The sequence below is a fragment of the Mangrovihabitans endophyticus genome (assembly GCF_014646155.1).
Lineage (GTDB): Bacteria > Actinomycetota > Actinomycetes > Mycobacteriales > Micromonosporaceae > Actinoplanes > Actinoplanes endophyticus.
Map to the genome: position 1 here is coordinate 133,653 of NZ_BMMX01000007.1, position 22,970 is coordinate 156,622.

A 22,970-nucleotide genomic window follows, 5' to 3' on the forward strand; every position below is an offset into this window, starting at 1 on the left:
CGGCCCGCCGCCCGGACGAGCCACATCTGGGAACGCTCCCAAAATCTTGAACCGAGACGGCTCGGGGACCGTATGACCGGCTGAACCAAGCCCCCCGATCACAAGGTTCAGGTGATTCGATGTACGGCTCCTCCCCGCGCCGCTGGCGCGGTCCGGCGATCGCGGTCGCCGCTCTGGGCATCGTCGGCGGCGGCCTCGGCATCGCCGCGGCCGGCACCAACGAGACCTCGGCGGCGACGTCCACCATCGTCTGCCCTGACGTGGCGGGTGAGCTGCCCGCCGTACCGCAGCGGGCCCAGGCCGAGGTGGAACGCAACCTGGCGCTGCTCGACACGCAGTTGGGCGAGGCCAACGCACGGCTGGCACGCAGCGCGAACGAGGGCGGCCCGAACTTCGTGCAGAACGCCATCCTCGGCCCGCTGGCGGGCAAGCGTGCCGCCACCATCGATCGGATCGCGATCGCCATCGGCCGGGTCGCCGACCGGCCCACCGGCCTGGACGGCCTGGCGCAGTGCGCGCTGTCCGACGACGCCGGCCAGCCCACCGAGCAGGAAACGACGCCGCCCGCCGACGAGCAGACCACCGCGCCGCCCGCCGACGAGCAGACCGAACCGCCGGCCGCGGCAGCGGGCGCCATCTCGTGCCCGACGGTCGCGGACCGCCTTCCGGAGATCCCGACGCAGGCGCAGGCGGAGGTGGCACGCAACCTGGCGCTGCTGGACAACCAGATCGCCGAGGCGGAACGCCGCCTGGCGACCAGCGCCAACGAGGGCGGCCCGAACTTCGTGCAGAACGCCATCCTCGGCCCGCTGGAGGACAAGCGGGTGGCGACCATCAACCGCATCGCCACGGCGATCGGACGGCACGCCGCCAAACCGGTCGGCCTGGACTCGCTGGCCCCCTGCGCGCTCTCCGACTGAGCTTTTCAACCTGTTGACCCGGACCGCCCGATGCCGGTCTTCCTCGCCGGCCTCCTCGCCAGGCCCTCGCCGGCACCGGGCGGTGCGCCGCACGTACGCACGGCGGCCACGACACGGGTTCACTAGAGTGCGATCATGAATCGCCGTGATGACGACGAGATCGTGGTCCTGGGTGCCGGCGTGATAGGGCTCACCACCGCCGTCACGCTCGCCGAGTCCGGCCGTCCGGTGACGGTGCGGGCCACCGGCCAGGGCGCGCACACCACGTCTTACGCGGCCGGTGCCACGTGGAGCCTCTACCTGGTCGAGCAGAGCGACCGGGTACGCACCTGGGGTGCCGCCACCCTCGACGAGTTGCGCCGCCTCGCCTCCATGCCGGGCACCGGGGTGGCGCTGGTCGACGGCGTCGAGGGCGGCGAACGACGAACCGCGCCGGTCGTCGACATGCCCACCTATCTGACCTATCTGACCGACCGCGCCCGGCAGGCCGGTGTGGTCGTCGACATCCGCCCGGCGGACCGTCCGGACGTCGCGCCGCGGGTGGTCAACTGCACCGGCGCCGGAGCCCGGGAACTCGTCCGCGACGACACCGTGACGGCGGTGCGGGGGCAGGTCGTGGTGGTGGAGAACCCGGGGATCACCGAGTTCTTCGTCGACGACGGCGACCCACCGGTGTACTGGTTCCCCCACGGCGGCACGGTCCTGCTGGGCGGCACCGCGCAGCACGACGTGGTCGACACCACGCCCGATCCGGACACGGCCGCGGCCATCGTCGCCCGGTGCGCCCGCGTCGAGCCCCGCTTCGCCGGGGCGCGGGTGGTCGGGCACCGCGTCGGGCTCCGGCCGACCCGGCCCACCGTACGGCTGGAGGCGGAACGCCTCGGCGACAGCCTGATCGTGCACAACTACGGGCATGGCGGCGCGGGAGTGACGCTGTCCTGGGCGTGTGCCGCCGAGGCCGCCGCCCTCCTCTAGCGGCAACCGAATCGAGCCGATAACAGAATCCAGCCGATAACAGAATCCAGCCGGCAACCGATCGGCAACCCACACACACCGCATCCGCTCTCAGCGCCCCGTTTCCTGTGATGGGACACCCGACACGGAGGCGGATGCATGCATGTGACCAGGAAGGTCTGGGCCGGGCTGGGCGCGGGTGCGCTGAGTCTGACCCTGGCAGCAGCAGGCGCGGTCGCCGTCGCGCCGCACGTCAAGGACCTGCCCCTGCTGCCGCTGGCGGCGGCCGGGGCCGTCCCCGACGAATTCGATCATTTCCTGGTCCGAGTGGCCGCAACCGCGCCGCTCGTACCGGTGGCTCTCGGCCTCGCCCCGGTCACCTCCGCGGTGCCGAACCTGGATCTGGACAAGATGTCCCGCCTGCCGCGCAAGGTCTCCATGCTGCAGCGCTCCGGCGACCGGGTGGTCGCCGTGCTGGAGGACGGCTCCGTGGTGGACGTGACGTCCGGCGTGACCGAGTCCCCCGCCGAAGAGCCGGTCGGCGCGGACGTGGTGCACGTGCCCGCGCCGTTGCGGGACCTGGCCACCGACCCCGGCGTCACGGAGATCTCACAGGTGGACCGGACCACCTGGCGGGTGGTCGGCGACGTCACGCAGAACCGGGTGCGCGAAAGCACCGGGCTGGACGCCACCGAGGACGCGATCCTGCACGTCACCTCCAATGACACCTACGACTCGCTGCTCTGGGCGCTGGACAACAAGGGCGGCTCGGTCGGCGGTTTCCCGGCGGTGGCGGACGCCGACGTGGACGGCGTCGAGTCCCGCCGCAAGGCGGACGGCGCCGGCGTGGTCGTGGCCATCGTCGACACCGGCATGCAACTCGACCACCCGGACCTGCCTCCGGTGTGGACGAACCCCGGCGAGACCTGCGGCAACGGCGTCGACGACGACCACAACGGGTACGTCGACGACTGCACCGGCTGGGACTTCGCGCACGACGACAACACGATCTTCGACGCCGCGGACTCCAACGACCACGCCACCCACATCGCCGGCACCATCGCCGCCATCCCGGACAACGGTCGCGGCATCGCCGGTCTCGCGCCCGGGGCGACCATCATGCCCCTCAAGGTCTCCACCAACGGCTCCATGCTGACCTCCGACATCGCCGAGGCCATCCGGTACGCGGCGGACAACGGCGCCAAGGTCATCAACGCGAGCTTCGGCGGCAGCCCCGGCTCGGCGCCGCGCTCCGCCGTGCGCGTCATGGAGGACGCCATCGCGTACGCCGGAAGTAAGGGTGTGCTTGTCGCGGCCGCGGCCGGCAACGACGGCGCGAACACCGACCAGGCGGCGGTGTGGCCGGCCGACCTGCCGCTGGACAACATCATCTCGGTCGGCGCGAGCACCGCCGCCGAGGAGCGCGCTTCCTTCTCCAACTACGGCGCGTCCACGGTGGACATCTTCGCACCCGGCCACTACATCGCCTCCACCGTGCCGGGCAGCCGCTACGCCGCCATGCAGGGCACATCGATGGCCACGCCGCACGTGGCCGCCGCGGCGGCTGCGGTGCTGTCCGCCGACCCGTCGCTCACGCCGGCACAACTGCGGCAGCGGCTGATGGACACCGCCGATCCGGTCGCCGCGTACCAGAACATCTCGGTGACCGGCGGGCGGCTGAACGCGGAGCAGGCCATCGGCAGCGACCCGACGGTGCGGGGCGACGGCTTCCACCAGTTCCAGCCGGACACCGAGCACACCGGCGTGCTGAACGTGTCCGCCTCCTCCGGGTTGGTTCCGGCCGGCGCGACGGTCGCGCTGCGCGCCACCCTGGCGACCGCGGTGGACGGCGCCACGTACGGCGTGATCAACCACCCGGTCACCGTGGACGGCTCGGCGGCCGACACGGACGAGTCGGCCCAGGTGACGTTGGCAGACGGGCTGACCGGCGCGGACCTGGCTGGCGGCGGGCTCGACGTGCGCCTCGGGACGAGCCTGCCGACAGGTGAGTACGCGCTGGTCCTGGACGTGGTCGCGGCCGACGACCCGCGGTTCGCGTACGGCAGGTCGACGGCGCTGTTCTTCGCCGTCGGCGACCCGGACACGGCGACGACGCCGGACGCCGGCACCGCCCCGGACGGCAGCACGCCCGGCTCGGGCACCTCTCCCGGGGACACCACGCCCGGCGACGGCACCACACCGGGCTCGGGCGGCACGCCCGGCTCCGGAGACACACCGGGCTCCACTCCCGGCGGCAGCACGCCCGGCGACACGACCCCGGGCGGCACGACCCCGGGCGGCACGACTCCGGGCGGCACGACTCCGGGCGGCACGACTCCGGGCGAGACCGTTCCCGGCGGCACCACGCCCGGGTCGGGCACCTCTCCCGGGGACACCACGCCCGGCGGCGGCACCGCACCGGGCTCGGGCGGCACGCCCGGCTCCGGAGACACACCGGGCTCCACTCCCGGCGGCAGCACGCCCGGCGACACCTCCCCCGGCTCCGGCGGCACGCCAGACTCCGGCACCGCTCCCGGCTCGCCCGGTTCTCCGTCCGGCCCGGGAACGCCCGCGGATGGCGGCACGCCGGTCACCCCGCCCGCACCGGTCAGCGAGGACGGCATCCGGATCACATCGCTGACGCCTTACCATGGCCCGGCCTCCGGCGGCACCGTGGTGATCATCTCCGGCTCGGGTTTCCCGGAGTACCCGGTGGTCACCATCGGCGGGCACCCCGTCGCCGTGCTCGGTCAGACCCTCAACAGCCTGACCGTGGTCACGCCCGGCGGCACTGCGGGCAGCAGAGTGGATGTCACCGTCGCCGATCACGGTGACCGCTCGGTCACGATGCCGGGTGGCTTCGCCTACGACGGCGATCCGTCGAGCGGAGGCGGGTCGCCCACGGCCCCCGACACCGGCACGAGCCCCGGCGGATCGACACCCGGCGACACCACACCGGGCGGCACCACACCGGGCGGATCGACACCCGGAGACACCACACCGGGCGGATCGACACCGGGAGACACCACACCCGGCGACACCACACCGGGCGACACAGCTCCGGGCGACGTCACGCCCACCGGGCCGGCCGGCTCGGCGTACCGCCCGGGGCCCACCGTCGGCGACTCCGTGAGTCGCAACGGGCTGACGCTGGCACCGTTCGCGGCCAACAACCCGCTCGCTGCGATGCCACCGTCCCGCTGGCCGTCGCATCGCTGCGGCACCGCCGGATGCACGGCGGTCCCGGTGCGCTGACGGACGTACCGCACAGGGCGCGGCCCCCGAGGGTGACATCATCCCTCGGGGGCCGCTTCGTCGTTGCCGGGTCCGGGCTTATCGTCCGGGGCCGTTGCTCAGCATGTCCGCCACCGGCTCACCGGATGCCGCCTCGCGCGGCCCCCGCAGATGCCGATTGTGCCGCGGCTCCTGGCGCGTCTTCGCGTCGTCCAGCCGTCGGCGCAAGTCATCGCGCACGTCGTGGAGCGCCGCGTGCAGATCGTCCTCGGTGGACGTGGTGACGATCTTCTGCCGGCCGGCGATCCAGCATTCCAGGGTGACCTTCTGTCCACGCGCCGCGCGGTCCTTCACCGAGACCTCAAGCTCCGTGGTGTCCGCGGGGAACGTCGCCAGCCGGGAGTCCAACGTGGTGAACTGCTCCGAGATCCAGTTCCAGTCACCCTGGGTGAAGCCGGCGCCGACCCGAAGGCATCCGTGCACGGTGGCGGGATCCGTCTGCACACCCATCTGTCTCTCCCTCCGATGGACGACATGGTGGGATCACCACCTTCCCGGGTAACCACGCTCCGAAACCAGGCGTGCCGGGCCCGTGTGGTGACCGCCTCGGGCCGTCTAGGGTGCCGCGGGCCGACCCAGCCGCGGGCCAGCCCAGCCGTGGGCTGCGGCCGAGCGGCCTCGAAGGGGGCTGTGCCGTCAGGCGGGGATGGCCGGCTCGCCGATCAACAGCGGCGTGATCACCGAGGCCGGCAGCGGCTTCGCCCACAGGTAGCCCTGTCCCAGCCGGCAGCCCAGGGCCTGCAACTGATCCGCCTGCTCCGGCGTCTCGACGCCTTCGGCCACGGTTCCGAAGTGCAGCTTCTTCCCCAGGTGAACCACCGATTCGATGATCACCGCACGCTCCGCGGAGCCGTCGAGTTCTTGCGTCAGGCTGCGATCGATCTTTACCACGTCGACCGGAAGGCTCGTCAAATAGTGCAGCGACGAATATCCGGTGCCGAAGTCGTCGATCGCGATCCGGATGCCCTGCGCCCGCAACGCCGCCAGGATAGGCACCGCCACGTCACCGTCGATCAGCGCCGACTCGGTGACCTCCAGGGTCAGGTGCCGCGGCGGCAGCCCGGTCTGGTCCAGCACCTCCAGGATGTCCTGCACCAGCGTCGGGTTCGCCATCTGCTGCGGCGACAGGTTGACGCTGACGTAGAAGGCCGCATCCGGCGACAGCTCCCGCAGCCAGGCACTCGTCTGGACGCACGCCTGCTCCAGCACCCAGATGCCCAGATCGTTGATCAGTCCGGTCTGCTCGGCCACCGGGATGAACTCCGCCGGGGAGACCTTGCCCAGCTCCGGATGGTGCCAGCGGACGAGCGCCTCGACGGCGGCGCACCGGCGCTCGCCGAGGTCGATCAGCGGCTGGTAGTACACCTCGAACTGCCCCGCCGCGAGCCCCTTCGGCAACGCCGCGGCCAGCATGGCTTCCCGGCCACGCCGAATGTTCGGGCGAATGCCCTTGCGCACCGCTTTGGCCTCGTACAACGCTTCGTCGGCGTCGCGCATGACCGCGTCGATGTCGCGCTCGGCGCTCAGCACGGCGGCGCCCACGCTCACCTTGGGCAGCAGCGTCCGCCCCCGGAAGCGGGTCGGCTCCTCCAGGGACGCGACGAGCTGCCCGATCATCGCCGGGACGTCGTCGGCGGAGGCGAGACCGGTGAACACGACGGCGAATTCGTCACCGCCGAGCCGGGCTGCGGTGTCCGTGTGGCGTACCCGCCGGGCCAGGCGCTGCGCCATGGTCATCAGAATGTGGTCGCCGGCGGCATGCCCGCCAACGTCGTTGACCTGCTTGAAGTTGTCCAGGTCGAGCAGCACGACCACGCTCACGGCACCGTCGGCGTCCTGGTGCCGGGCCGCCTCCAGGCTTTCGCGCAACAGCGCCCGGTTGGCCAGGCCGGTCAGGCTGTCGTGGGTGGCGCGGTGGTGCACCTCGTCGAAGGCCCGGTGCAGGACGCCCAGGGTGTCGTTGAGCGCGGCGCCCATTTTGCCGATCTCGTCGCGGCTCCGCGGACGCACCTTCTTGCTGAGGTCGCCGGAGGCCACCCGGGTCAGCACGTCGACCACTTCCGCGATCGGCCGGGAGATGCTGCGCGACAGCAGCACCGACAGCACCAGCGACGCGGCCGCGCCGATCAGCCCGAGGATCGTCATGAGCTGCGCGATGTTCTCGCTCTCCGTGGAACCCTGCTGGGCCCCGTCGGCCACCTGCTCGACAAGCATCTCGTGCAGGGCGTCCGCGGACCCTTTCACCGTCCGTGACACGGTGTCCAGACGGGCCAGCGTGTAGAGCACGCCCTGCCGGTCTTCGCCCTCACGCACCGCGGTCAGTGCGACGTCTCGCGTACGGCGCCAGATCTGCACGTCGTCGGTGACCGCGGAGAGCGCCCTCTGGGCCTCCTCCGGCAGTTCCACCTTCGTCAGCGCGGCGAGCCCGTTGTCGATGGTCCGGTCGGTCTCGGTGATGGCCTCGGCGTAGGTGTCCCGGTACACCCCGGTGCCGGACAGGATGTAGGTCAGCACCGCCTCCTGCTGACCCCCGACGGCGGACCGGACGGTGGACGTCAACTCCAGCGCTCGTACGCTCGTGCGGTACTGCTCGTTCTCCCAGTCGGCAAGGTTGTGCAGCCGCACCTGGCCGACCGCACCCACCGCGGCGAAGATCATCGAGCCGGTCATCGAGATGCCCACGATCTTCACCCCGATGCGCATGCTCGACAGCCGGTGCCGGATCCCGCGCCACATGCTGTTCGAGATCGGCTCCATGCGCGCGCCGGTGAGGCTCCGGTCGGGGGCAATTCCGGTGCCTTCCGGCGAGGACACCGGCCGTCTCATGGTCACATCCGCCGTTCCGGACGCAAGCGCACGGTCCCGGCCGCGCAAGTCGCGCGCCGGCGCGAGTGATCACCGCGTTTCACACCGGCCAGCCTTACCACAGCACGTGCCCCAGCGGCCAGCGCCACCGCTCCGGCTCGGCCACGTGCACCTCCCGCGTCATCCCGCCCGACCGCCCTCGGCCGGGTGCGCACCCGGCGACCATGCCGCCGCCGCGGCGGACACGAAGGAGCGGACCAGCGGGCTCGTCGTGCCGTCCGGCCAGGCCACCACCAGGCGGCTGGGTGGCATGTCGGTCAGCGGCACCACGGTCAGCCCCGGCGGCATCGCGTGATAGGCAGGCGCCAGGCCCACCGTGTCGGTCCACAGGACGGCCTGCATGCATTCGTGGACGGTGCGCACCACGGGGCCGGGGCGGTGCTCGGCGCCGCCGGACCAATACGACCGCCACACCGGGTCGACGCTTTCGGGCAGCCGGAACCACGAACGGTCCGCCAGGTCCGCCAGGCACAGCACGCCACGGGCCGCCAGCGGGTCGTCGCTGCGCAGCACCGCACCCATCGGGTCGCTGCGCAGCACGCGCATGCCGATGCCGGCGGCGTCGAACGGGGCACGGGTGAGGGCCACGTCGACCAGCCCGCTGCGCAGGCCGGTGGTCGGGTCGGTGAAATCCGCCTCCCGGACGGTCACCCGCACCGCGGGATGCCGCTCACGGAACGACGCGGCCAGCCGGGTGCCCACCGCACCGGCGCTGTCCGCGAGCGTGCCGATGGTCAGCGCCGTGGCACCGCTCGCCGCCGTGACACGGGCACGGGCGTGGCCGGCCTGCTCCAGCAGGGCACGCGCCTCGTCGTAGAGCGCCGCGCCGGCGGCGGTCAGCTCGACGCCCGCGGCCGAGCGATGCAGCACCGCGACGCCCAGATCCGCCTCCAACTGCTGGATGGCACGGCTGAGCGGCGGCTGAGTCATGTGCAGCCGTGCAGCGGCCCGCCCGAAGTGTCGCTCATCGGCCACGGCCACGAAATAGCGCAGCAGGCGAAGCTCCATCGCCAGGCACGATACCCGTACGGTATGGGCAGTGCAGAAGCGGTGTTGGACGCCGTACGCACGGTGCGGTGAAAGTCGGCGCATGCCTACCGCGATTCCCGACCCGATCGTCGACCTCGGTGACGCCCGTGACATCGCCCGCGATCTGCTGGTCGTGCCCAACCGCAACGTCGACCTGGTGCCCAACATCGGCCTCATCGGCGGCACGGATGCCGTGCTGGTCGTGGAGACCGGCCTGGGGCCGGACAACGCGGAGCGGGTGCTCGCGTTCGCCACCGAGTACGCACGCGGCCGGCGGCTTTACCTGACCACCACCCACTTCCATCCCGAGCACGCGTTCGGCGCGCAGTCGTTCGCCGGCCGGGCGACGTACGTCGTCAACCGGGCGCAGGCGGCCGACCTGGCCGGCAAGGGGCGCGGCTACCTGGAGATGTTCCGCGGGCTGGGCGAGACGGTGGCCCGCCGGCTGGACGGCGTCGAACTGGTCGCGCCGGACGTGGTCTACGACGACACGTACGACCTCGACCTGGGCGGCCGGGTGGTGCGGTTGCGGCCGACCGGGCGCGGGCACAGCCTCGGCGACCAGGTGGTGACCGTGCCCGACGCCGGGGTGTTGTTCACCGGCGACCTGGTGGAGACCGGACAATTCGCGATCTTCCCCTGGTTTCCGCCGCACGACACCGACGTGTCCGGCCTGCGCTGGATCGAGGTGATGCGGCGGTTGTCGGCCGGACACCCCGACGTGGTGGTGCCCGGCCACGGGGACCTCGACGGCCCGCGGCTGCTCGACGAGGTCCGCGAATATCTGGAACTGCTGCGCGACGAGACCTGGCGGCGACGTGACTCGGCGATGAGCGAGGACACCATCGTGGCGGAAGTGCGGGCCCTGGCGATCGAGCGCCATCCGGAGTGGACCGGGCGCGACTGGATCGAGAGGGGTGTGCGCTGCCTGTGTGCGGAGCACGCGTGAACCCGAGCCGTCGTCACGCGAGCAGTTCGGTGCGCAGCTCGTGACTCTCGTCCGGCAGCCGCGCCTCGTAGAAGATCCGGCAACCGCCGCCCGGCAGCGGCAACACATCGAGATAACGCACGTCCACGACCGGCGAATCCGCCACCGGCCGCAGCGCCGGGCCGGCCCCGGCGGAAGCGGCCAGGCCGGTGCGCTCGAACCAGTTCTCCGCCGCCGTGGCCCGACCGTCGTAACTGACGCGCCCGCCGTTCAGCACGCTCGTCACCCGCACCCCGCGCGCATCCCAGGCACCGGGGCGCCCGGCGAGGACCGTGCCGTGCCAGTCCCACGCCAACCCGTCGGCGCTCGTCGCGTACCCGGCCCGCATACGGTCCTCGGCGCCTGGCACGTCCAGCAGATGACAGCCGAGCCACGCATGCCAGCGCCGACCGTCGAACCGGACCACCGGATCCTTGACTCCGGTACCCGCGTCGCCCGGAAACACCCGGCGCACGTTCGCCGTCGCCAGCCCCTCCACGTCGGGCGCTTCCAGAACCCCAACCCACCAGTGCTTGGTCCCCGGCGTGGCACAACTGACGTACATCCGCCATCGTCCCGCCTCGACCCGCACCAGAGCCGGGCGCTCCACCATGGCCGCGCCGAGCCGCTCGGGCTCCACCACACCCACCACGGTGAAATGCTCGCCGTCGGCCGAGCGGGCCAGCACGTTGCGATCCGTCGCCTCGTCGCGTACCCGGTAGGCCAGCACGACGGAGCCGTCGTCGTCGAGCGCCGCGCTGGAGGCGCCCGACCAGCGCTGCGGCCCGGGACCGGGCGCCGCAACCGCGACCGTTGCGGGCCCCGAGCCGGGAAGCGGAAAACCGGTGAGTGCCATGACCGCCATCCTCGACCGCCCGGTGCGCGACCGTCAGCGGCAGGACTGCCCCAGGCCGGGAACTTGCTGCCAAAATGGGTCCGTGATCCGTACGGTGGTCGCGTTGCTCGGCACCGAGGCGGCGGCCTTCGAACTGGGCATCGTGGCACAGGTGTTCGGGCTGGACCGGTCCGACGAGGGCCTGCCCACCTATGACTTCGCCGTGTGCGCCCCGGACGTCGGGGACGTCCCCACCACGTCCGGCTTCGCCGTCCACGTCCGGCACGGCTTGCCCGCGCTCACCGCCGCCGACCTGGTGGTCGTGCCGGCCTGGCCGCGGCTCGACGCTCCGGCGCCGCCCGGCGTGATCGAGGCGCTCCGCGACGCCGCCGCTCGGGGAGCCCGGATGATGTCGGTGTGCACGGGGGCATTCGTCCTGGCGGAGGCCGGCCTGCTGGACGGGCGCCGGGCCACGACCCATTGGCAGTTCGCCGATCGGCTGGCCGCACACCATCCGGCCGTACGAGTCGAGCGGGACATGCTGTACATCGTGGACGGTCCGGTGCTCACCAGCGCCGGGGCGTCCGCCGGGATCGACGCCTGCCTGCACGTGATCCGGGACGAGCACGGTTCGACCGTGGCGAACGCGCTGGCCCGGCGCATGGTGATGCCGGCGCATCGTTCCGGCGGGCAGGCACAATACGTGGAGACGCCGCTCCCGGCGGGGCGCGGAGGGCGGGGAGACGACCTCACGGACCTCATCGACTGGGCGCAGACCCGGCTCGATGCGCCGTTGGGCGTACCGGAGATGGCGGCCCGAGCGCTGATGTCACCGCGCACCTTCGCCCGCCGGTTCCGGTCGGCGACCGGCACCACACCGGGCCGCTGGCTGCTGGACCAGAGGCTGCGCCGCGCCGAGGAACTCCTGGAGAGCACCGACCTGCCGGTGGAAGCGGTGGCCACGCGGTCGGGCTTCGGCAGCGCCGACACCCTCCGCCACCACTTCTCGGCGCGCCGCGGCGTCGGCCCGGCCGCGTACCGCCGAGCGTTCCGCGTTCGCTAACTGGCGAAGACGACGCCGGGCGGGAATTCGCCCTGTTCCTGCCAGGCACGCTTGATCTTCGAAACGACCGCACCCGCCGCCGAATCGAACCGGCCATCCTCCGCGCTCGCCTGCCACGTGGCCTTGTCGATCGTCAGAACCCGGTCGAACTGCCGGTCGAGGCCGAACTCGTATCGCACCGCGTCGGGCGTCTCGGAAACCTTGCGCCCGGTCACCATCATGCCCACAGCTACCTCCACGGTGCCGAATAGTCCTCGTAGGTCGGCTCGGGTATCTGATTCTGCCAGTTGGACACCTCGTTAGCGGCACGGTGGGCCTCCTCGTAAGTGGCACCGGGGTGTGCGTCGTAGTAGCGGGCTTCGGCCAGCTCGTGTTCCAGCAACGCGATGTCTTCCGGCCGAGCGCGCCCGGACCGCAGTCGCAGCCAGGCGTCCGCCATGTCCGGGCTGGCGTCGTAGCGTTGGTGGACGATGCCGCCGGCATAGTCGGACACCGGATGTTCTTCGAAGAAGATGTGCTGTCTGATCCGGTCGATCTCCGCCGCCGTGAAGCCCGTCGACCCGTCGAGCCTCGCGACGTCGCCAAGGTTGCCGGCGATGACGTCGGCGTCCGGATTCATACGGATGTCGTCGTAGGCGTCGTTGGCCCAGCGCTCCTGCCGCTCGTAGTCGACGATGTCTCTCGGCCGGTCGGCATGTCCGCCATGCACGCGCGCCGGCCCCGCTTCCCCCCTCGCGGTTCGCCGGAAGAGCCCTCTGAGCGCGTCGATCCGGCCCGCAAGGTTGTCCGCCATTCCCCGCAGTCGCACCAGGCTGGAGATCAGGTCCCGGAGCCACCTGCTGATCCGTGCCGACCACGCCGCACACAGCGTGCTCACCTGCTCCACCACCACCGGTGTGGCCAACCCGAGCGAGAACAACGCCTCACCCGCGTACGTGATCAGCCGAGACACCAGCACGGCGATGGCGTCACGTACCAGCATCCGAACGCCCGCCACCAGCATCCCGGCCGTCTCGGTGATCGCGGCCATCGCACCGGCGGCCTCGGCCATGCCCGCGACGGCACCGTTCTGCCGGCCGGCCCATTTCCGGTACGCATCGGCGGCGATACCGGTCCACTCCGAGGTATCCGAACGCACTGCACGATCCCAGTCGTCCGCTTGATCTCTCAGCGAGCTCGCGACGTTACGCCAGGTCTGGGCGTGGGCGGCGATCTGGGCCGGGTCACCGGCGAGCCAATCCAGGGCTTGGGAAAGCGGTCGAACATGCTCAATGATCCAAGCGACAGCGTATTGCAGCAGCGAGCCGACCGGATCGGAGACGAAAGCCAGCGCGTCCAGACTTCCGGCGACGCCACCCAGCGACGCCTCGATCCAATTCCCGTTCCGGACGCCGTGGACGATGACCTGGATGTCTTCCGCGAGCCACACGCCCGCCCACGGATCGACGGCGACCTCGGCACGAGGTGCTACCAGCGGACTCGGCGAGGTCACCGAAGGTTCCGGAACTGATCGGAGATCGCTCGGTCCGCTGACGCGTAACCGTCCGCTACTGACCGCAGTGCATCCGCCGTGTCGTGTGCGGTGTCCGCGGCCGCTGCGATTCCGTCGATCATCCTGGTCTGCAGACCGTTGAGCAGGTCCGGGATGATGTGGCAGATTTGCCCGTACGCCCCAGCGTCCATTCGCAGCACCACGCTGGCCTGCCGCGCCGCTCCCAGACCGTCACCGACGGCGTCCACCGCGCGTGCATGCACCATCAAGTCGTCCGGGCCGACCTGGAATTGCTTTGCCGTCCCGGTCACCGATGCTCACCACTGTCGTCTCGCAGCCCGGGAAAGTGATTCAAGGCGTACCAACGGATCAACACCGGCTCCTCCGCAACACGTTCGAGGCTCATGGCAGCGAGTCGTCGCTACGTGACAGCGAACAAGCGCCTGTGCGGTCCGGTTCGACGGCCGACCGAGCGGATTTCTGACAGCCGCCGCTTATGGATGTGGCGTGTGCTCGTGGATGCCCATGGTCCTGCACAGCATGGCGTCCATCGTCCGGACCGGCAGGAACCTGGCCATCGCGACCACCGCGCGAGCGTCGTTTCCCACCAGGTAGCGCGCCCGCGGGCGACCGGTTGTGAGCGCGCGCTCGACGACCGCCGCGACCTGTTCCGGATCGCCCGCACGGGCTTCCACGTTCCGGTTGAACCGGGTGAGGGCGTCCATGGCGTGGCCGTACCGGCTCTCGGCGAGCTCGCCCATGTGCGCACGGTCGGCTCGTGCCGCCTCCTCGGTGCCGTCCCGGTTGCGGGATTTGAAGCTGCCCGGCTCGATGACCACGACCGGCAGATTCCACGGCCGCAGCTCCCGGCGGAGCGCGTCGGCGATGGCTTCCACGGCGTACTTCGAGGCGCTGTACGCCCCGAGCAGGGGCGTGGTGACCCGGCCACCGGCCGAGCTGATCATCACGATCCGCCCGCGGCCGGCTCTGACCGCGGGCAGGAATGCCTGCGTCACCGCCACCAGCCCGACGACGTTGATCTCCAACTGTTCCCGCAGGCGGTCCAGCGGAAGGTGTTCCATCGGACCGGCGAAGGTGACTCCGGCGTTGTTGACGAGTCCCTGGAGCTGCCCGACCTCCTCCCGCGCCGCGGCCAGTTGCGCGGCGTCGGTGACGTCCAGGGCCAGGGGGCGGATGCGGGGGTGCGACGGCGCGTCGGCAACGCGCCGCACTCCGGCGATCACGTCATGCCCGCGTTCCGCGAGCCGGACGGCGGTCGCCCTGCCAATGCCGCTGGTGGCGCCGGTAACCAGATATGTCAACGCACTGCCTCCCCGTCTCTCCTGTTTCGACTGTCGTCTCCGAACTATCTAAGCTTCGGCAGAATGTCGGAATGAATCGCCGTCGCCACTGTGGCAGCATTCATCAAGGCCATTCCGTCGCGGATTGAACTCTTCCCGCGTGACGAGGCGCACAGTTCCCCGTCGGCCTACGCTTGCGTCAGCGAGTCGAACGGGGGAGGCACCGATGCAGCGGACATTCTGGATCGACGAGAATTTCGACCGCGAGCATGCCGAGGCCGGACAGAGCCGGTACGGCGATCAGGTACGCCGGCATCTTGACGAGTTCGCCGAAGCGTGGGGCGACATCGCGCCGACGGCGTTCGCCGTGGCCGCGTGGCGGATCGCCACCACGCTGCAACCCGGATTCGTCCGATGGCACCGTCGCGTGGTTTCCGCCGTCTGCACGCGCAACGCCTGGGACGGCGGTCTGACCTGCGACGTGGCGGTGGTCTCGCCGTTGCCCGCCCAGCTCACGTGGAGCCGGCAGTGGGAGCGGGACCGCGGCTGGAGGGAGTGGCCGCAGACGTTCGGGCAGTACGTCGACCCCACCGACCGGGATCTCACCCGCAACCCGCACCTGCGCGCCTCGCTGCGGATTCAGGCGCCGGTGCGGCTGGACGACCTGCCGCCCGCGCCGGACGGTCCCGACACCGACGACGTCGAGGCGACCGCTCGCAGGGCCGTCGTCGTGCTGGTCCGCGAGCTCAATGACATCACGGACCCGGTCGTGGACCAGCTCGGAACGGACATCCCCGCCAGCTCCTGACGCCGAATCCCTCGACGCCACCCGACGCCCGCTCACCGTGCGGAATCGGCGCTCCCCCGGCCGTACGCGCGAAGGAAGACCCGGACGCCACCGGTGGCCAACCGGGAGATCTCGGCCTCGTCCAGAGGCAGGCGCCGTCCAGATGCTGCCGTCCCGACGCTCGACCGGGCTGCGCGGGCGGCAGGCGTCGTGACACGATCCCGGCATGCGGATCGACGAACATCTCGCGATGCTGCGACGTGACGGGCCGATGGTGGCCGATGCCGCTCAGGCCGCCGGCCTGGACGCGATGGTGCCGCCATGCCCCGGCTGGCGCGTCCGCGACGTGCTGCTGCACCTCGGCGGCGTCCACCGCTGGGCGGCGGGCCACGTGCGCGAGGGGCGGCCCAAGCCGTTCCCCACCGCCGAGGAGAAGACGTTCTTCGCCGAGGTCGACGACGAGGCGCTCATCGAGTGGTACCGGTCCGGGCATCAGACCCTGGTCGACCTGCTCGCCACCGCCGACCCGGCCCTGACCTGCTGGAGCTTCCTGCCCGCACCATCGTCGCTGGCCTTCTGGACACGGCGGCAGGCCCACGAGACCGCTGTCCACCGCGCCGACGTGGAAATCGCGACCGGCACCACGCCGACCTGGTCGCCAGAGTTCGCCGTCGACGGCGTCGAGGAACTGCTACGCGCCTTCTTCGCACGCCGTCCCGAACGGATCATCGGCGATCCGCCCACGACCATCGCGCTGTCCTGCACCGACGTCGACGCGGCCTGGACGATCCGCCTGGACGGCGAGGGGCTGCATGTGGCCGACGGCGCCGAGCCGGCCACGCTCGCGGTGCGCGGCCGCGCGACGGACCTCTACCTGCTGCTGTGGAACCGGACCGGCTTGGACGGCTTCGCCTTCGAGGGCGACCCGACGGCCCTCGGCGCGTGGCGCGGCGCGGCGGCGGTCACCTGGAGTTGAGGACGCGACCGGAGCGCGTTATGGCTGAGCCCGTCCGGGTCAGCTCGGGTCGACGCACTCGGCTGAGTCGATCACCAGCACTGCGTTGGCGGTCAGCCCCTCGACATCTTCCAGGTAAGGCGGCTCACCGTGGTGCGTCGTCACGAAAGTCACATCTCCGACGTATACCACCTCGTCATCCATGTCTACTTCACTGATCGAAACGTATGCGGAAGCGGGCGGGTGATCCGGGTAGTCGGCGTTGAGGCGGTGCAGCGCCGCCCGCGCGAAGGTGGCTCCGCGCCGGGCCAACGCCGCGGCTCGCGCCGTGCCGCGGCTCGCCAGGTCGAGATCGGGGATGCCGCGACCGTTGACCGCGGCCTCATACCCGGTGACGTCCCTGAACGCTTCCGGCGACCCGAAATAGGTGGCCCGGAAGTGACGCATCAGCCAGGCACCACGCTGATCTGACACCCACCCGTCGTCGACGGCCTTCCGGAACAGCTCCGGCAGGTCGGACGGCGAGGACATGGTCTGCCTCTGGTCCGTTTCCAGCTCCATTGTGGTGGCGCAGCATCGTCAGAAGAACTAGCGCAGTATCTCATCGCTGGACGCTTGGATGTGTGCCACTCACGGGCGATGCCGTTGCCGCCCGCCCATCGACAATCCTAAGTTTGGCTGCATGCGAGACGTCGATGCCGCCGAGGAATGGCTCGACTCCTGGGTGGCCGGTGTCGATGCGCAAGCGTCCCGCGCCGTGGAGCTGTCCCGGCGGGTGTCCCTCCTGACCGGCGAGGCACGCAGCCGCGACGGATCCATCACCGTCGCCGTGGGACCGTCCGGCCAGCTCCGGACGCTCGACATCGGCGATCGCGCGCTCCAGTCCAGCGGAGCGGAGTTGAGCGGACGGGTCATGGCGCTGATCCGGCACGCGCAGGCCCGGCTGTCGGCGCAGGTCGCCGAGCAGGTCCGACAGACCGTCGGGGTGGACACGGAGACCGGCAGAGCGGTGATCCACTCGTACGAGGCGCGGTTCCCTGCTCCGCCGGAAGGCGAGCATGGCGATCATCCGCAGGATCGCCATACCCGGTGAGCACGTCGGCTGCAGGAGGGCGCGGGACACAGGCGCGGGAGGTCAGGGATCCGCTCGGGTGATTGCGGTGATCTGGGCGCCCGTCTCCTTGGTCAGGACGCCCTCGCAGGACACACCCAAGGATGCGGCCAAGGTGCGTCCGTGCACATCCACCGCCGATTCCACCAGGTCCGCCAGTACCCCGACCGCGGCCCGCGCCCGCGTCCACGCCGTCACGCCGCACACGGCCCCGATGACCAGCGCCGGCCACCACCGGACGCCCAGCGTCGCGTACGCCAACGCCCACCCGGCCAGGCACGACTGCCGGGTCAGCGCCGATCGGGCGTGCCCGAACTCGGCCCGTACCGGTTCCGGCACCACCAGCCACAGGCGGGGCCAGGCGCTCGCCAGGTCCAGCAGGTATTTCTCGTGCACCCGCGTGTCCGTCGCCGCGATGCGGTCGCCCATCCAAAACGGACGCTGCGGCCGCGCCAGGGCGGTCCGGTCGCGCCGGGCGGCGAGCGCCGACGCCGTCCGGCGCAGGTCGGCCGCGTCCGCCGAGGCGGCGAGCTGGGCGCGTCCGGCGGCCACCAGTGCGGACCGGAATTCCGCGTCCGCCCGGTCCCACGCGCGTGCCCGGCGTGCGGCCAACGGGACGGCCGGGCCGACGGCCGGCATCAGCCACACCCGCACGAACAACGCCCCCAAGCCTTGCACCAGCACGCCGACCGCCGCGGCGCCGGCCAGGATCAACGCCAGGAGCAGGACCGCGGTGCCGGGGTCACGCCACACCGGGTGGGTCACGTCGGCCCGCAGCGAGCCCAGGTCGAACCAGCGCCGGTGGCCGAGACGCGCCGCCACGAACACCGCGACCAGGTACACCACGCCCGGCACGACGAGCATCGTCATCCAGCGATCGGCGATCTTGCCGGCCAGGGTCTCGATGAACCTGGTCATGGGCCGAGCCGCACCCTGACCAACGGGCGGCGCAGGACGGCGCACAGGGGCGGCGGGTCGGCGGGCGGCTCCACCCGGGTGCAACGCCCCGCCGGGCACGCCAGGACCGTCAGCGGCGGGTGCCCGTCGCCCAGGCCGGGCACCGGCGCGTACGGGCTGCGGGCGGAGCTCAGCCCGGCCGCATACCCGGCGGCGAGAAGCCGGTCTTCCAAGGAATCCAGCTCGTCGGACAGGTCCTCCCGCCCGGCCCGCACGTCGCCGGCGATGCGGGCGGCCAGGTCGTGCATCGGCCCTGGCTCCGCGAGCGGGTCGCCGGGCCCGGCCAGACGCAGGCACAGGCTTTCCAGCCGCTCGTCCACAGTGTCACCGCCCTGACCGATGCGTTGCGGTTCAATCTACGAACAGCGATCCTTGCACAAGTGGTCGACCGGAACGCACACCTCGCCGCTGCTGCTGGGTTGGTCGACGATTTCCGCCGCACCGGCGATCTCGGGCTGCTCGATCGGGCCATCGCGATGTTCCGGGCGGCGGCCGACACCGGCAATCTGGGCACCGCGCTGCTGTCCCGGTTCGAGCACTCGGGGCGGCGCGCAGATCTCGACGAGGGTCTCTCCTTGCTCCGGCAGCTCGCCATCCACAGCGGAGTGACCATCGACCGGTTGTGCTGGCTGGCTCAGGCGTACGAGCACCGGCACCGGCTGGACGGCGCCGGGGCCGACCTGGACGCGGCGATCACCCTGTGCCGCACCGGTGCGGACCGCGCCGGCCCGGCCGACGATCTGGCCATGCTCCGGCATGTGCTGGGCCGGTGTCTCCGCGAGCGTTACCGGGCCGACGGCCGGTTGGCCGACCTGGACGCGGCGATCGTGGCGCAGCGTGCCGCGGCGGACGGTCATCCGCTGCGTGCCGGGTTGCTGGTGAACCTCGCGGAAGGTCTGCGGGCGCACGTCGAGCGGTGCGGCGACGCGGATTCCCTTCGGGAGGGCATCGCCGCGGCCGACGAGGCCAGCGCGGGATTGCCGGCCACCGAGGCGCTGCGTGCGGATGCCCTGCACCACGCCGGTGTGCTGCGCCGTTACCGGTACGAACGCACCGGTGCCGTGGCGGACATCGAGGCTGCGGTGCGCTGCCTGCGCGAGGCGGTGACCGACCCGGCCAACGCGGCGGACCGTGCCGACAGCCTCGGCATCGCGCTGATCCGGCAGTTCGAGGTGACCGGCGACGATGCCCCGCTGGCCGAGGCGATCGAAGCCCAGCGGCACGCCGTCGCGGCCACCCCGTCCGGCGACCCGAACCGGCCCCGGCGGGTCACCAATCTGGCCACCGCGCTGCGCGATCGCTACCTGCACTTCGCGGACCTGCCGGCGCTGCGGGAGGCGGTCGATCTGCTGCGTGCGACCGATGATCCGCAATGCCGCAGCACGTTGGGCATCGCCGCCCAGGACATGTGGTGGCGCACCCGCGACGCGGCGTGGGCGGACGAGGCCGTCGCATCGGCGCGGGCCGCTCCGGAGCCGGATCCGGTGCGCGCGCGGCACACCCTGGCCAACGCGTTGCGGTGCCGGTTCGCGGCGCGCGGCGCGCCGGATGATCTGCGCGCCGCGATCGACCTGTTGGAGCAGGTGCTGCGGGATACCGCGTACGGCACCCAGGACCACTCCCGGTGCCTGGGCAATCTGGGCGGCGCATGGCTGGAGGCGTACCAGCGTTTCGACGATCCGGCCGCGCTGGATCGCGCGATCGCGATGCTCGGCCGCGCGGTCCGCGCGGATGGCGTCGCGGCGCCGCAGCGGGCCTGGTACCAGCAGAGATGGGCGCAGGCGCTCGGCCGGCAATTCGACCGGACCGGCGATCCGGCGGTGTTGCGCCGGGTGACCGCGGCGTACGCGGCGGCCGCGGCCAACGAGGCGACGACGCCGATGACGCGGCTGCTGGCCGCGAGCGACTGGGCGGACGCCGCCGCGCGGAGCCAGGACTGGGCGACCGCGCGGGCGGCTGCCGGGCTGGCCATCGACCTCGTCCCGTACGTGACCAGCCGACGCCTGGCCCGCTCGGATCGCGAATACGGCCTGACGCGTCTGAGCGGCGTCGCGGCGGACGCCGCCGCCTGTGCGCTGCAGACCGGTGCGGTCGAGGTCGCGTTGCGGTGGCTGGAGCAGGGGCGGGGGGGTGCTGCTCGCGCAGACGCTGGAGTCCCACAGTGACCTGACCGAGTTGCGCGGCAGACATCCGGACCTGGCCGCGGACTGGGCCGCCGTGAACGACGCCTTGGACCGCGAGGATCTACCCAGCGAACGTCGGCACCGACTGGCCGTGCGCCGGGACGACCTGCTGGACCGCATTCGTGCCCGGCGCGGCTTCGCGTCGTTCCTCCTGCCGCCGTCGACGGAGGCGCTGCGCGCGTCGGCGGCCTGCGGGCCGATCGTGCTGCTGAATGTGGCACGGCACCGCTGTGACGCCCTGCTGGTCAGCGCCGACGAGGTGGCGCTGGTGCCGCTGCCGGCCGTCGACGGGGACGAGATCCGCCGCCGGGCGGAGCAGTTCGGTGCGGCGATCCGGGCCGGCGAGCGGCCCGGGGCGGGTGAGGCGCGGGCGCAACGGACCGTGGCCGAGGTGCTGGACTGGCTGGCCGACAGGGTGACCGGACCGGTTCTTGATCGCCTCGGCCCGGCCGTGCGCCGGGTCTGGTGGTCCCCCGGCGGTCCGTTGACGGCGCTTCCGCTGCATGCGACGGCGTTGGACCGGGTGGTCTCGTCGTACACCCCGACGGTGCGGGCGCTGCGGGCACCGACGGCGGGCGGCTCGCCGGATCTGCTGGTGGTGGCCATGCCCGAGACCGAGGGCGAGCGTCCGCTGCGGTACGCGTCACGGGAGGCCGCGGCGGTGGCCGGCACCGGGCCGACGCGGACGATGATCGCCGGTGCGGCCACCCGGGAGGCCGTGCTCGCAGCGCTGCCGGCGCACGCGTCGGTGCATTTCGCCTGCCACGCGGTGAGCGATCCGGAGCAGCCCTCGGACAGCCGGTTGCTGGTCCACGACCACCGGGACCGACCGGTGTCTCTGCTGGACCTGTCCCGGCTGGAGTTGCCGGCGGCGCGGCTGGCGTACCTGTCCGCCTGCCACACCGCGCGCGGCCCGGATCATCTCGCCGACGAGGCCCTGCATATCACCGGCGCGTTCCACCTCGCCGGCTATGCCTCGGTGGTGGGCACGCTGTGGCAGGTCAACGACCGGGTCGCGAGCCAGGTCGCGGCCGGTTTCCACACCCGGTGGCGGGCCGGTCCGGACGATCCGGCGCAGGCCCTGCACGACACGGTCCGCGATCTGCGCGACCGCTTTCCCCGTACGCCGAGCCTCTGGTCCGCATATGTCCACTATGGAATGTGAGATGTGCCGATGAGCCGGAAATCCAGGAGGTCCAAGGGGCCCGCGAAGGCCGAGAAGATCAAGGTCACCGTTCCGGTTGATCCGGATGTCTACTACAAGTTGCGCTACCAGGCGGTGCGCCGGGAGCGGGGTGATTACCACCCGGAGACGCTGCGCGCCGCGCAGGAGGTGGCCCGTTGCCTCGCCGCCTCGCCGGAGGACCGCGAGGAGGCGGTCGAGACATACCTGAACCTGCTGGAGGTCCTCTGGAACTCCCCCGGTCCGGACGATCCATGGTGCCTGGAGGTCGTGCACGAGGCCGCCGAGGTGGTGTTCCGGTCCGGCGATCTGGCCCGCGCCGAGGAGATGGCCCAGGCGGCGCTGGACGGCCGCGAGCGGGTCCTCGGCGGGGACCATCCGGATTCGCTGGCCAGCGCGGAGTTGCTGGGCCGGGTGCTGACCGCGGTCGGCCGCCCGGCCGAGGCCGAGGCGCTGCACCGGGATGTGCTGGACCGGCACCGGCGCGCCGGTGGCGAGGACGCCGAGGCGGTCCGGATGGCCCGGCTCGACGTGGCGCGCACCCTGCTGGCGCAGGGACGATTCGCCGAGGCCGCAGCGGATTTCCGCAGCGTGGCCGAGGAGGCCGAGCGCGATTGGGGTGCGCAGGACCCGCGCACGCAGAGCGCCCGCAACAACCTGGCCGCCGCCCTGTTCCAGCTCGGAGAACTGGAGGAGGCGGCGCGGATGTTCCGGGCCGGCCTGGACGCGCCCGGCGAGGACGACGGCACCGGGCACAACAACCTGGCCACCGTGCTGTTCCATTTGGGCCGGTTCGACGAGGCGGAGGCCGAACTGCGCGAGGCGCTGGTCCGCAAGGAACGGCATTGGGGCGTCGACGCCCTCGAAACGATGCAGTCGGTGGAGAACCTCGCGCGGGTGCTGGCCCGGCTGGGCCGGCACGCCGAGGCGCGGGAGCTGGCGCGGCGATGCCTGGTCGTCTACCGCCGAGCCTATCCGGCGCACCACCCACGGATCAGCAGCATCCGGGAGCTTCTCGACTGACCGGCCTGCCGGGGACGCGACCACCGATGCCCCCGGTGCCGGCACCGGGGG

General features: G+C 71.9%; 22 protein-coding genes. 11 read left to right on the forward strand and 11 right to left on the reverse strand.

Features of this window, described 5'->3' with window-relative positions:
• The first annotated feature begins 119 nt into the window (after window positions 1-119).
• From IEY73_RS11665 to IEY73_RS34235, 3 genes are all read left to right on the forward strand, one after another.
• Window positions 120-920 carry a hypothetical protein gene (locus IEY73_RS11665; RefSeq protein ID WP_189079172.1) on the forward strand — a complete coding sequence of 267 codons (801 nt, stop codon included), beginning with the start codon at window positions 120-122 and terminating at the stop codon, window positions 918-920.
• A gap of 135 nt (window positions 921-1,055) precedes the next feature.
• Window positions 1,056-1,895, forward strand: a complete 840-nt coding sequence (locus tag IEY73_RS11670; protein ID WP_189079173.1) for an FAD-dependent oxidoreductase — start codon at window positions 1,056-1,058, stop codon at window positions 1,893-1,895.
• Window positions 1,896-2,033: 138 nt separating this feature from the next.
• A complete protein-coding gene (locus tag IEY73_RS34235; RefSeq protein ID WP_189079174.1) occupies window positions 2,034-5,129 on the forward strand; it encodes a S8 family serine peptidase in 3,096 nt (1,031 codons plus the stop codon).
• A gap of 78 nt (window positions 5,130-5,207) precedes the next feature.
• Here IEY73_RS34235 and IEY73_RS11680 read toward each other — a convergent pair whose 3' ends face one another.
• The 3 genes from IEY73_RS11680 to IEY73_RS11690 form a co-directional block, all read right to left on the reverse strand.
• Entirely contained in the window at window positions 5,208-5,618 is a 411-nt protein-coding gene (locus IEY73_RS11680; RefSeq protein WP_189079175.1) for an HPF/RaiA family ribosome-associated protein, read from the reverse strand.
• 186 nt (window positions 5,619-5,804) lie between these two features.
• Window positions 5,805-7,994, reverse strand: coding sequence for a putative bifunctional diguanylate cyclase/phosphodiesterase (locus IEY73_RS11685; protein WP_189079176.1), 2,190 nt, complete (start codon window positions 7,992-7,994; stop codon window positions 5,805-5,807).
• A gap of 159 nt (window positions 7,995-8,153) precedes the next feature.
• Entirely contained in the window at window positions 8,154-9,041 is an 888-nt protein-coding gene (locus IEY73_RS11690; protein ID WP_189079177.1) for a LysR family transcriptional regulator, read from the reverse strand.
• 82 nt (window positions 9,042-9,123) lie between these two features.
• On the opposite strand from IEY73_RS11690, the gene IEY73_RS11695 reads away from it, so the two are divergent.
• A complete protein-coding gene (locus tag IEY73_RS11695; protein ID WP_189079178.1) occupies window positions 9,124-10,011 on the forward strand; it encodes an MBL fold metallo-hydrolase in 888 nt (295 codons plus the stop codon).
• 13 nt (window positions 10,012-10,024) lie between these two features.
• Here IEY73_RS11695 and IEY73_RS11700 read toward each other — a convergent pair whose 3' ends face one another.
• Window positions 10,025-10,885, reverse strand: a complete 861-nt coding sequence (locus IEY73_RS11700) for a glycoside hydrolase family protein (RefSeq protein WP_229715760.1) — start codon at window positions 10,883-10,885, stop codon at window positions 10,025-10,027.
• Window positions 10,886-10,967: 82 nt separating this feature from the next.
• Here IEY73_RS11700 and IEY73_RS11705 point away from each other — a divergent pair, with 82 nt between their 5' ends.
• A complete protein-coding gene (locus IEY73_RS11705; RefSeq protein ID WP_229715761.1) occupies window positions 10,968-11,927 on the forward strand; it encodes a helix-turn-helix domain-containing protein in 960 nt (319 codons plus the stop codon).
• Here IEY73_RS11705 and IEY73_RS11710 read toward each other — a convergent pair.
• The 4 genes from IEY73_RS11710 to IEY73_RS11725 all read right to left on the reverse strand — a co-directional run bounded on the left by IEY73_RS11710 (window position 11,924) and on the right by IEY73_RS11725 (window position 14,741).
• The gene (locus tag IEY73_RS11710) at window positions 11,924-12,154 is read right to left on the reverse strand and encodes a hypothetical protein (RefSeq protein ID WP_189079181.1); all 231 of its coding nucleotides are present in this window, start codon (window positions 12,152-12,154) and stop codon (window positions 11,924-11,926) included. The genes IEY73_RS11705 and IEY73_RS11710 overlap by 4 nt on opposite strands.
• 2 nt (window positions 12,155-12,156) lie before the next feature.
• Complete coding sequence (locus tag IEY73_RS11715; protein WP_229715762.1) at window positions 12,157-13,356, reverse strand: WXG100 family type VII secretion target; 1,200 nt, start codon at window positions 13,354-13,356, stop codon at window positions 12,157-12,159.
• Window positions 13,357-13,415: 59 nt separating this feature from the next.
• Window positions 13,416-13,730, reverse strand: coding sequence for a type VII secretion target (locus IEY73_RS11720; protein WP_189079183.1), 315 nt, complete (start codon window positions 13,728-13,730; stop codon window positions 13,416-13,418).
• A gap of 183 nt (window positions 13,731-13,913) precedes the next feature.
• Window positions 13,914-14,741, reverse strand: coding sequence for an SDR family oxidoreductase (locus IEY73_RS11725; protein WP_189079184.1), 828 nt, complete (start codon window positions 14,739-14,741; stop codon window positions 13,914-13,916).
• Between the two features lie 205 nt (window positions 14,742-14,946).
• Between IEY73_RS11725 and IEY73_RS11730 the strand changes: the two genes are divergently transcribed.
• Both IEY73_RS11730 and IEY73_RS11735 read left to right on the forward strand, forming a co-directional pair.
• A complete protein-coding gene (locus tag IEY73_RS11730) occupies window positions 14,947-15,528 on the forward strand; it encodes a hypothetical protein (RefSeq protein WP_189079185.1) in 582 nt (193 codons plus the stop codon).
• 205 nt (window positions 15,529-15,733) lie between these two features.
• Window positions 15,734-16,483, forward strand: coding sequence for a maleylpyruvate isomerase family mycothiol-dependent enzyme (locus IEY73_RS11735; protein WP_189079186.1), 750 nt, complete (start codon window positions 15,734-15,736; stop codon window positions 16,481-16,483).
• A 39-nt stretch (window positions 16,484-16,522) separates the two neighbouring features.
• Here the strand turns inward: IEY73_RS11735 and IEY73_RS11740 are convergent, their stop codons facing one another.
• Entirely contained in the window at window positions 16,523-17,023 is a 501-nt protein-coding gene (locus IEY73_RS11740) for a hypothetical protein (protein ID WP_189079187.1), read from the reverse strand.
• A gap of 121 nt (window positions 17,024-17,144) precedes the next feature.
• Here IEY73_RS11740 and IEY73_RS11745 point away from each other — a divergent pair, with 121 nt between their 5' ends.
• Window positions 17,145-17,555: a YbaB/EbfC family nucleoid-associated protein gene (locus IEY73_RS11745; protein WP_189079188.1), complete on the forward strand. Its 411-nt coding sequence runs from the start codon at window positions 17,145-17,147 to the stop codon at window positions 17,553-17,555.
• A 42-nt stretch (window positions 17,556-17,597) separates the two neighbouring features.
• Here IEY73_RS11745 and IEY73_RS11750 read toward each other — a convergent pair whose 3' ends face one another.
• Both IEY73_RS11750 and IEY73_RS11755 read right to left on the reverse strand, forming a co-directional pair.
• Window positions 17,598-18,491, reverse strand: a complete 894-nt coding sequence (locus tag IEY73_RS11750) for a hypothetical protein (RefSeq protein WP_189079189.1) — start codon at window positions 18,489-18,491, stop codon at window positions 17,598-17,600.
• On the reverse strand, window positions 18,488-18,850 hold the full coding sequence (locus IEY73_RS11755; protein ID WP_229715763.1) for a hypothetical protein: 363 nt from the start codon (window positions 18,848-18,850) through the stop codon (window positions 18,488-18,490). Before IEY73_RS11755 ends, IEY73_RS11750 begins: the two co-directional genes overlap by 4 nt.
• Before the next feature lie 60 nt (window positions 18,851-18,910).
• Between IEY73_RS11755 and IEY73_RS11760 the strand changes: the two genes are divergently transcribed.
• The 3 genes from IEY73_RS11760 to IEY73_RS11770 are packed head-to-tail and all read left to right on the forward strand — an operon-like array spanning window position 18,911 to window position 22,919.
• Window positions 18,911-20,695 carry a hypothetical protein gene (locus IEY73_RS11760; protein ID WP_189079190.1) on the forward strand — a complete coding sequence of 595 codons (1,785 nt, stop codon included), beginning with the start codon at window positions 18,911-18,913 and terminating at the stop codon, window positions 20,693-20,695.
• Complete coding sequence (locus tag IEY73_RS11765) at window positions 20,661-21,878, forward strand: CHAT domain-containing protein (RefSeq protein WP_189079191.1); 1,218 nt, start codon at window positions 20,661-20,663, stop codon at window positions 21,876-21,878. The genes IEY73_RS11760 and IEY73_RS11765 overlap by 35 nt, the downstream gene beginning before the upstream one ends.
• Before the next feature lie 9 nt (window positions 21,879-21,887).
• The gene (locus IEY73_RS11770; protein ID WP_189079192.1) at window positions 21,888-22,919 is read left to right on the forward strand and encodes a tetratricopeptide repeat protein; all 1,032 of its coding nucleotides are present in this window, start codon (window positions 21,888-21,890) and stop codon (window positions 22,917-22,919) included.
• The last annotated feature ends 51 nt before the right edge of the window (window positions 22,920-22,970 follow it).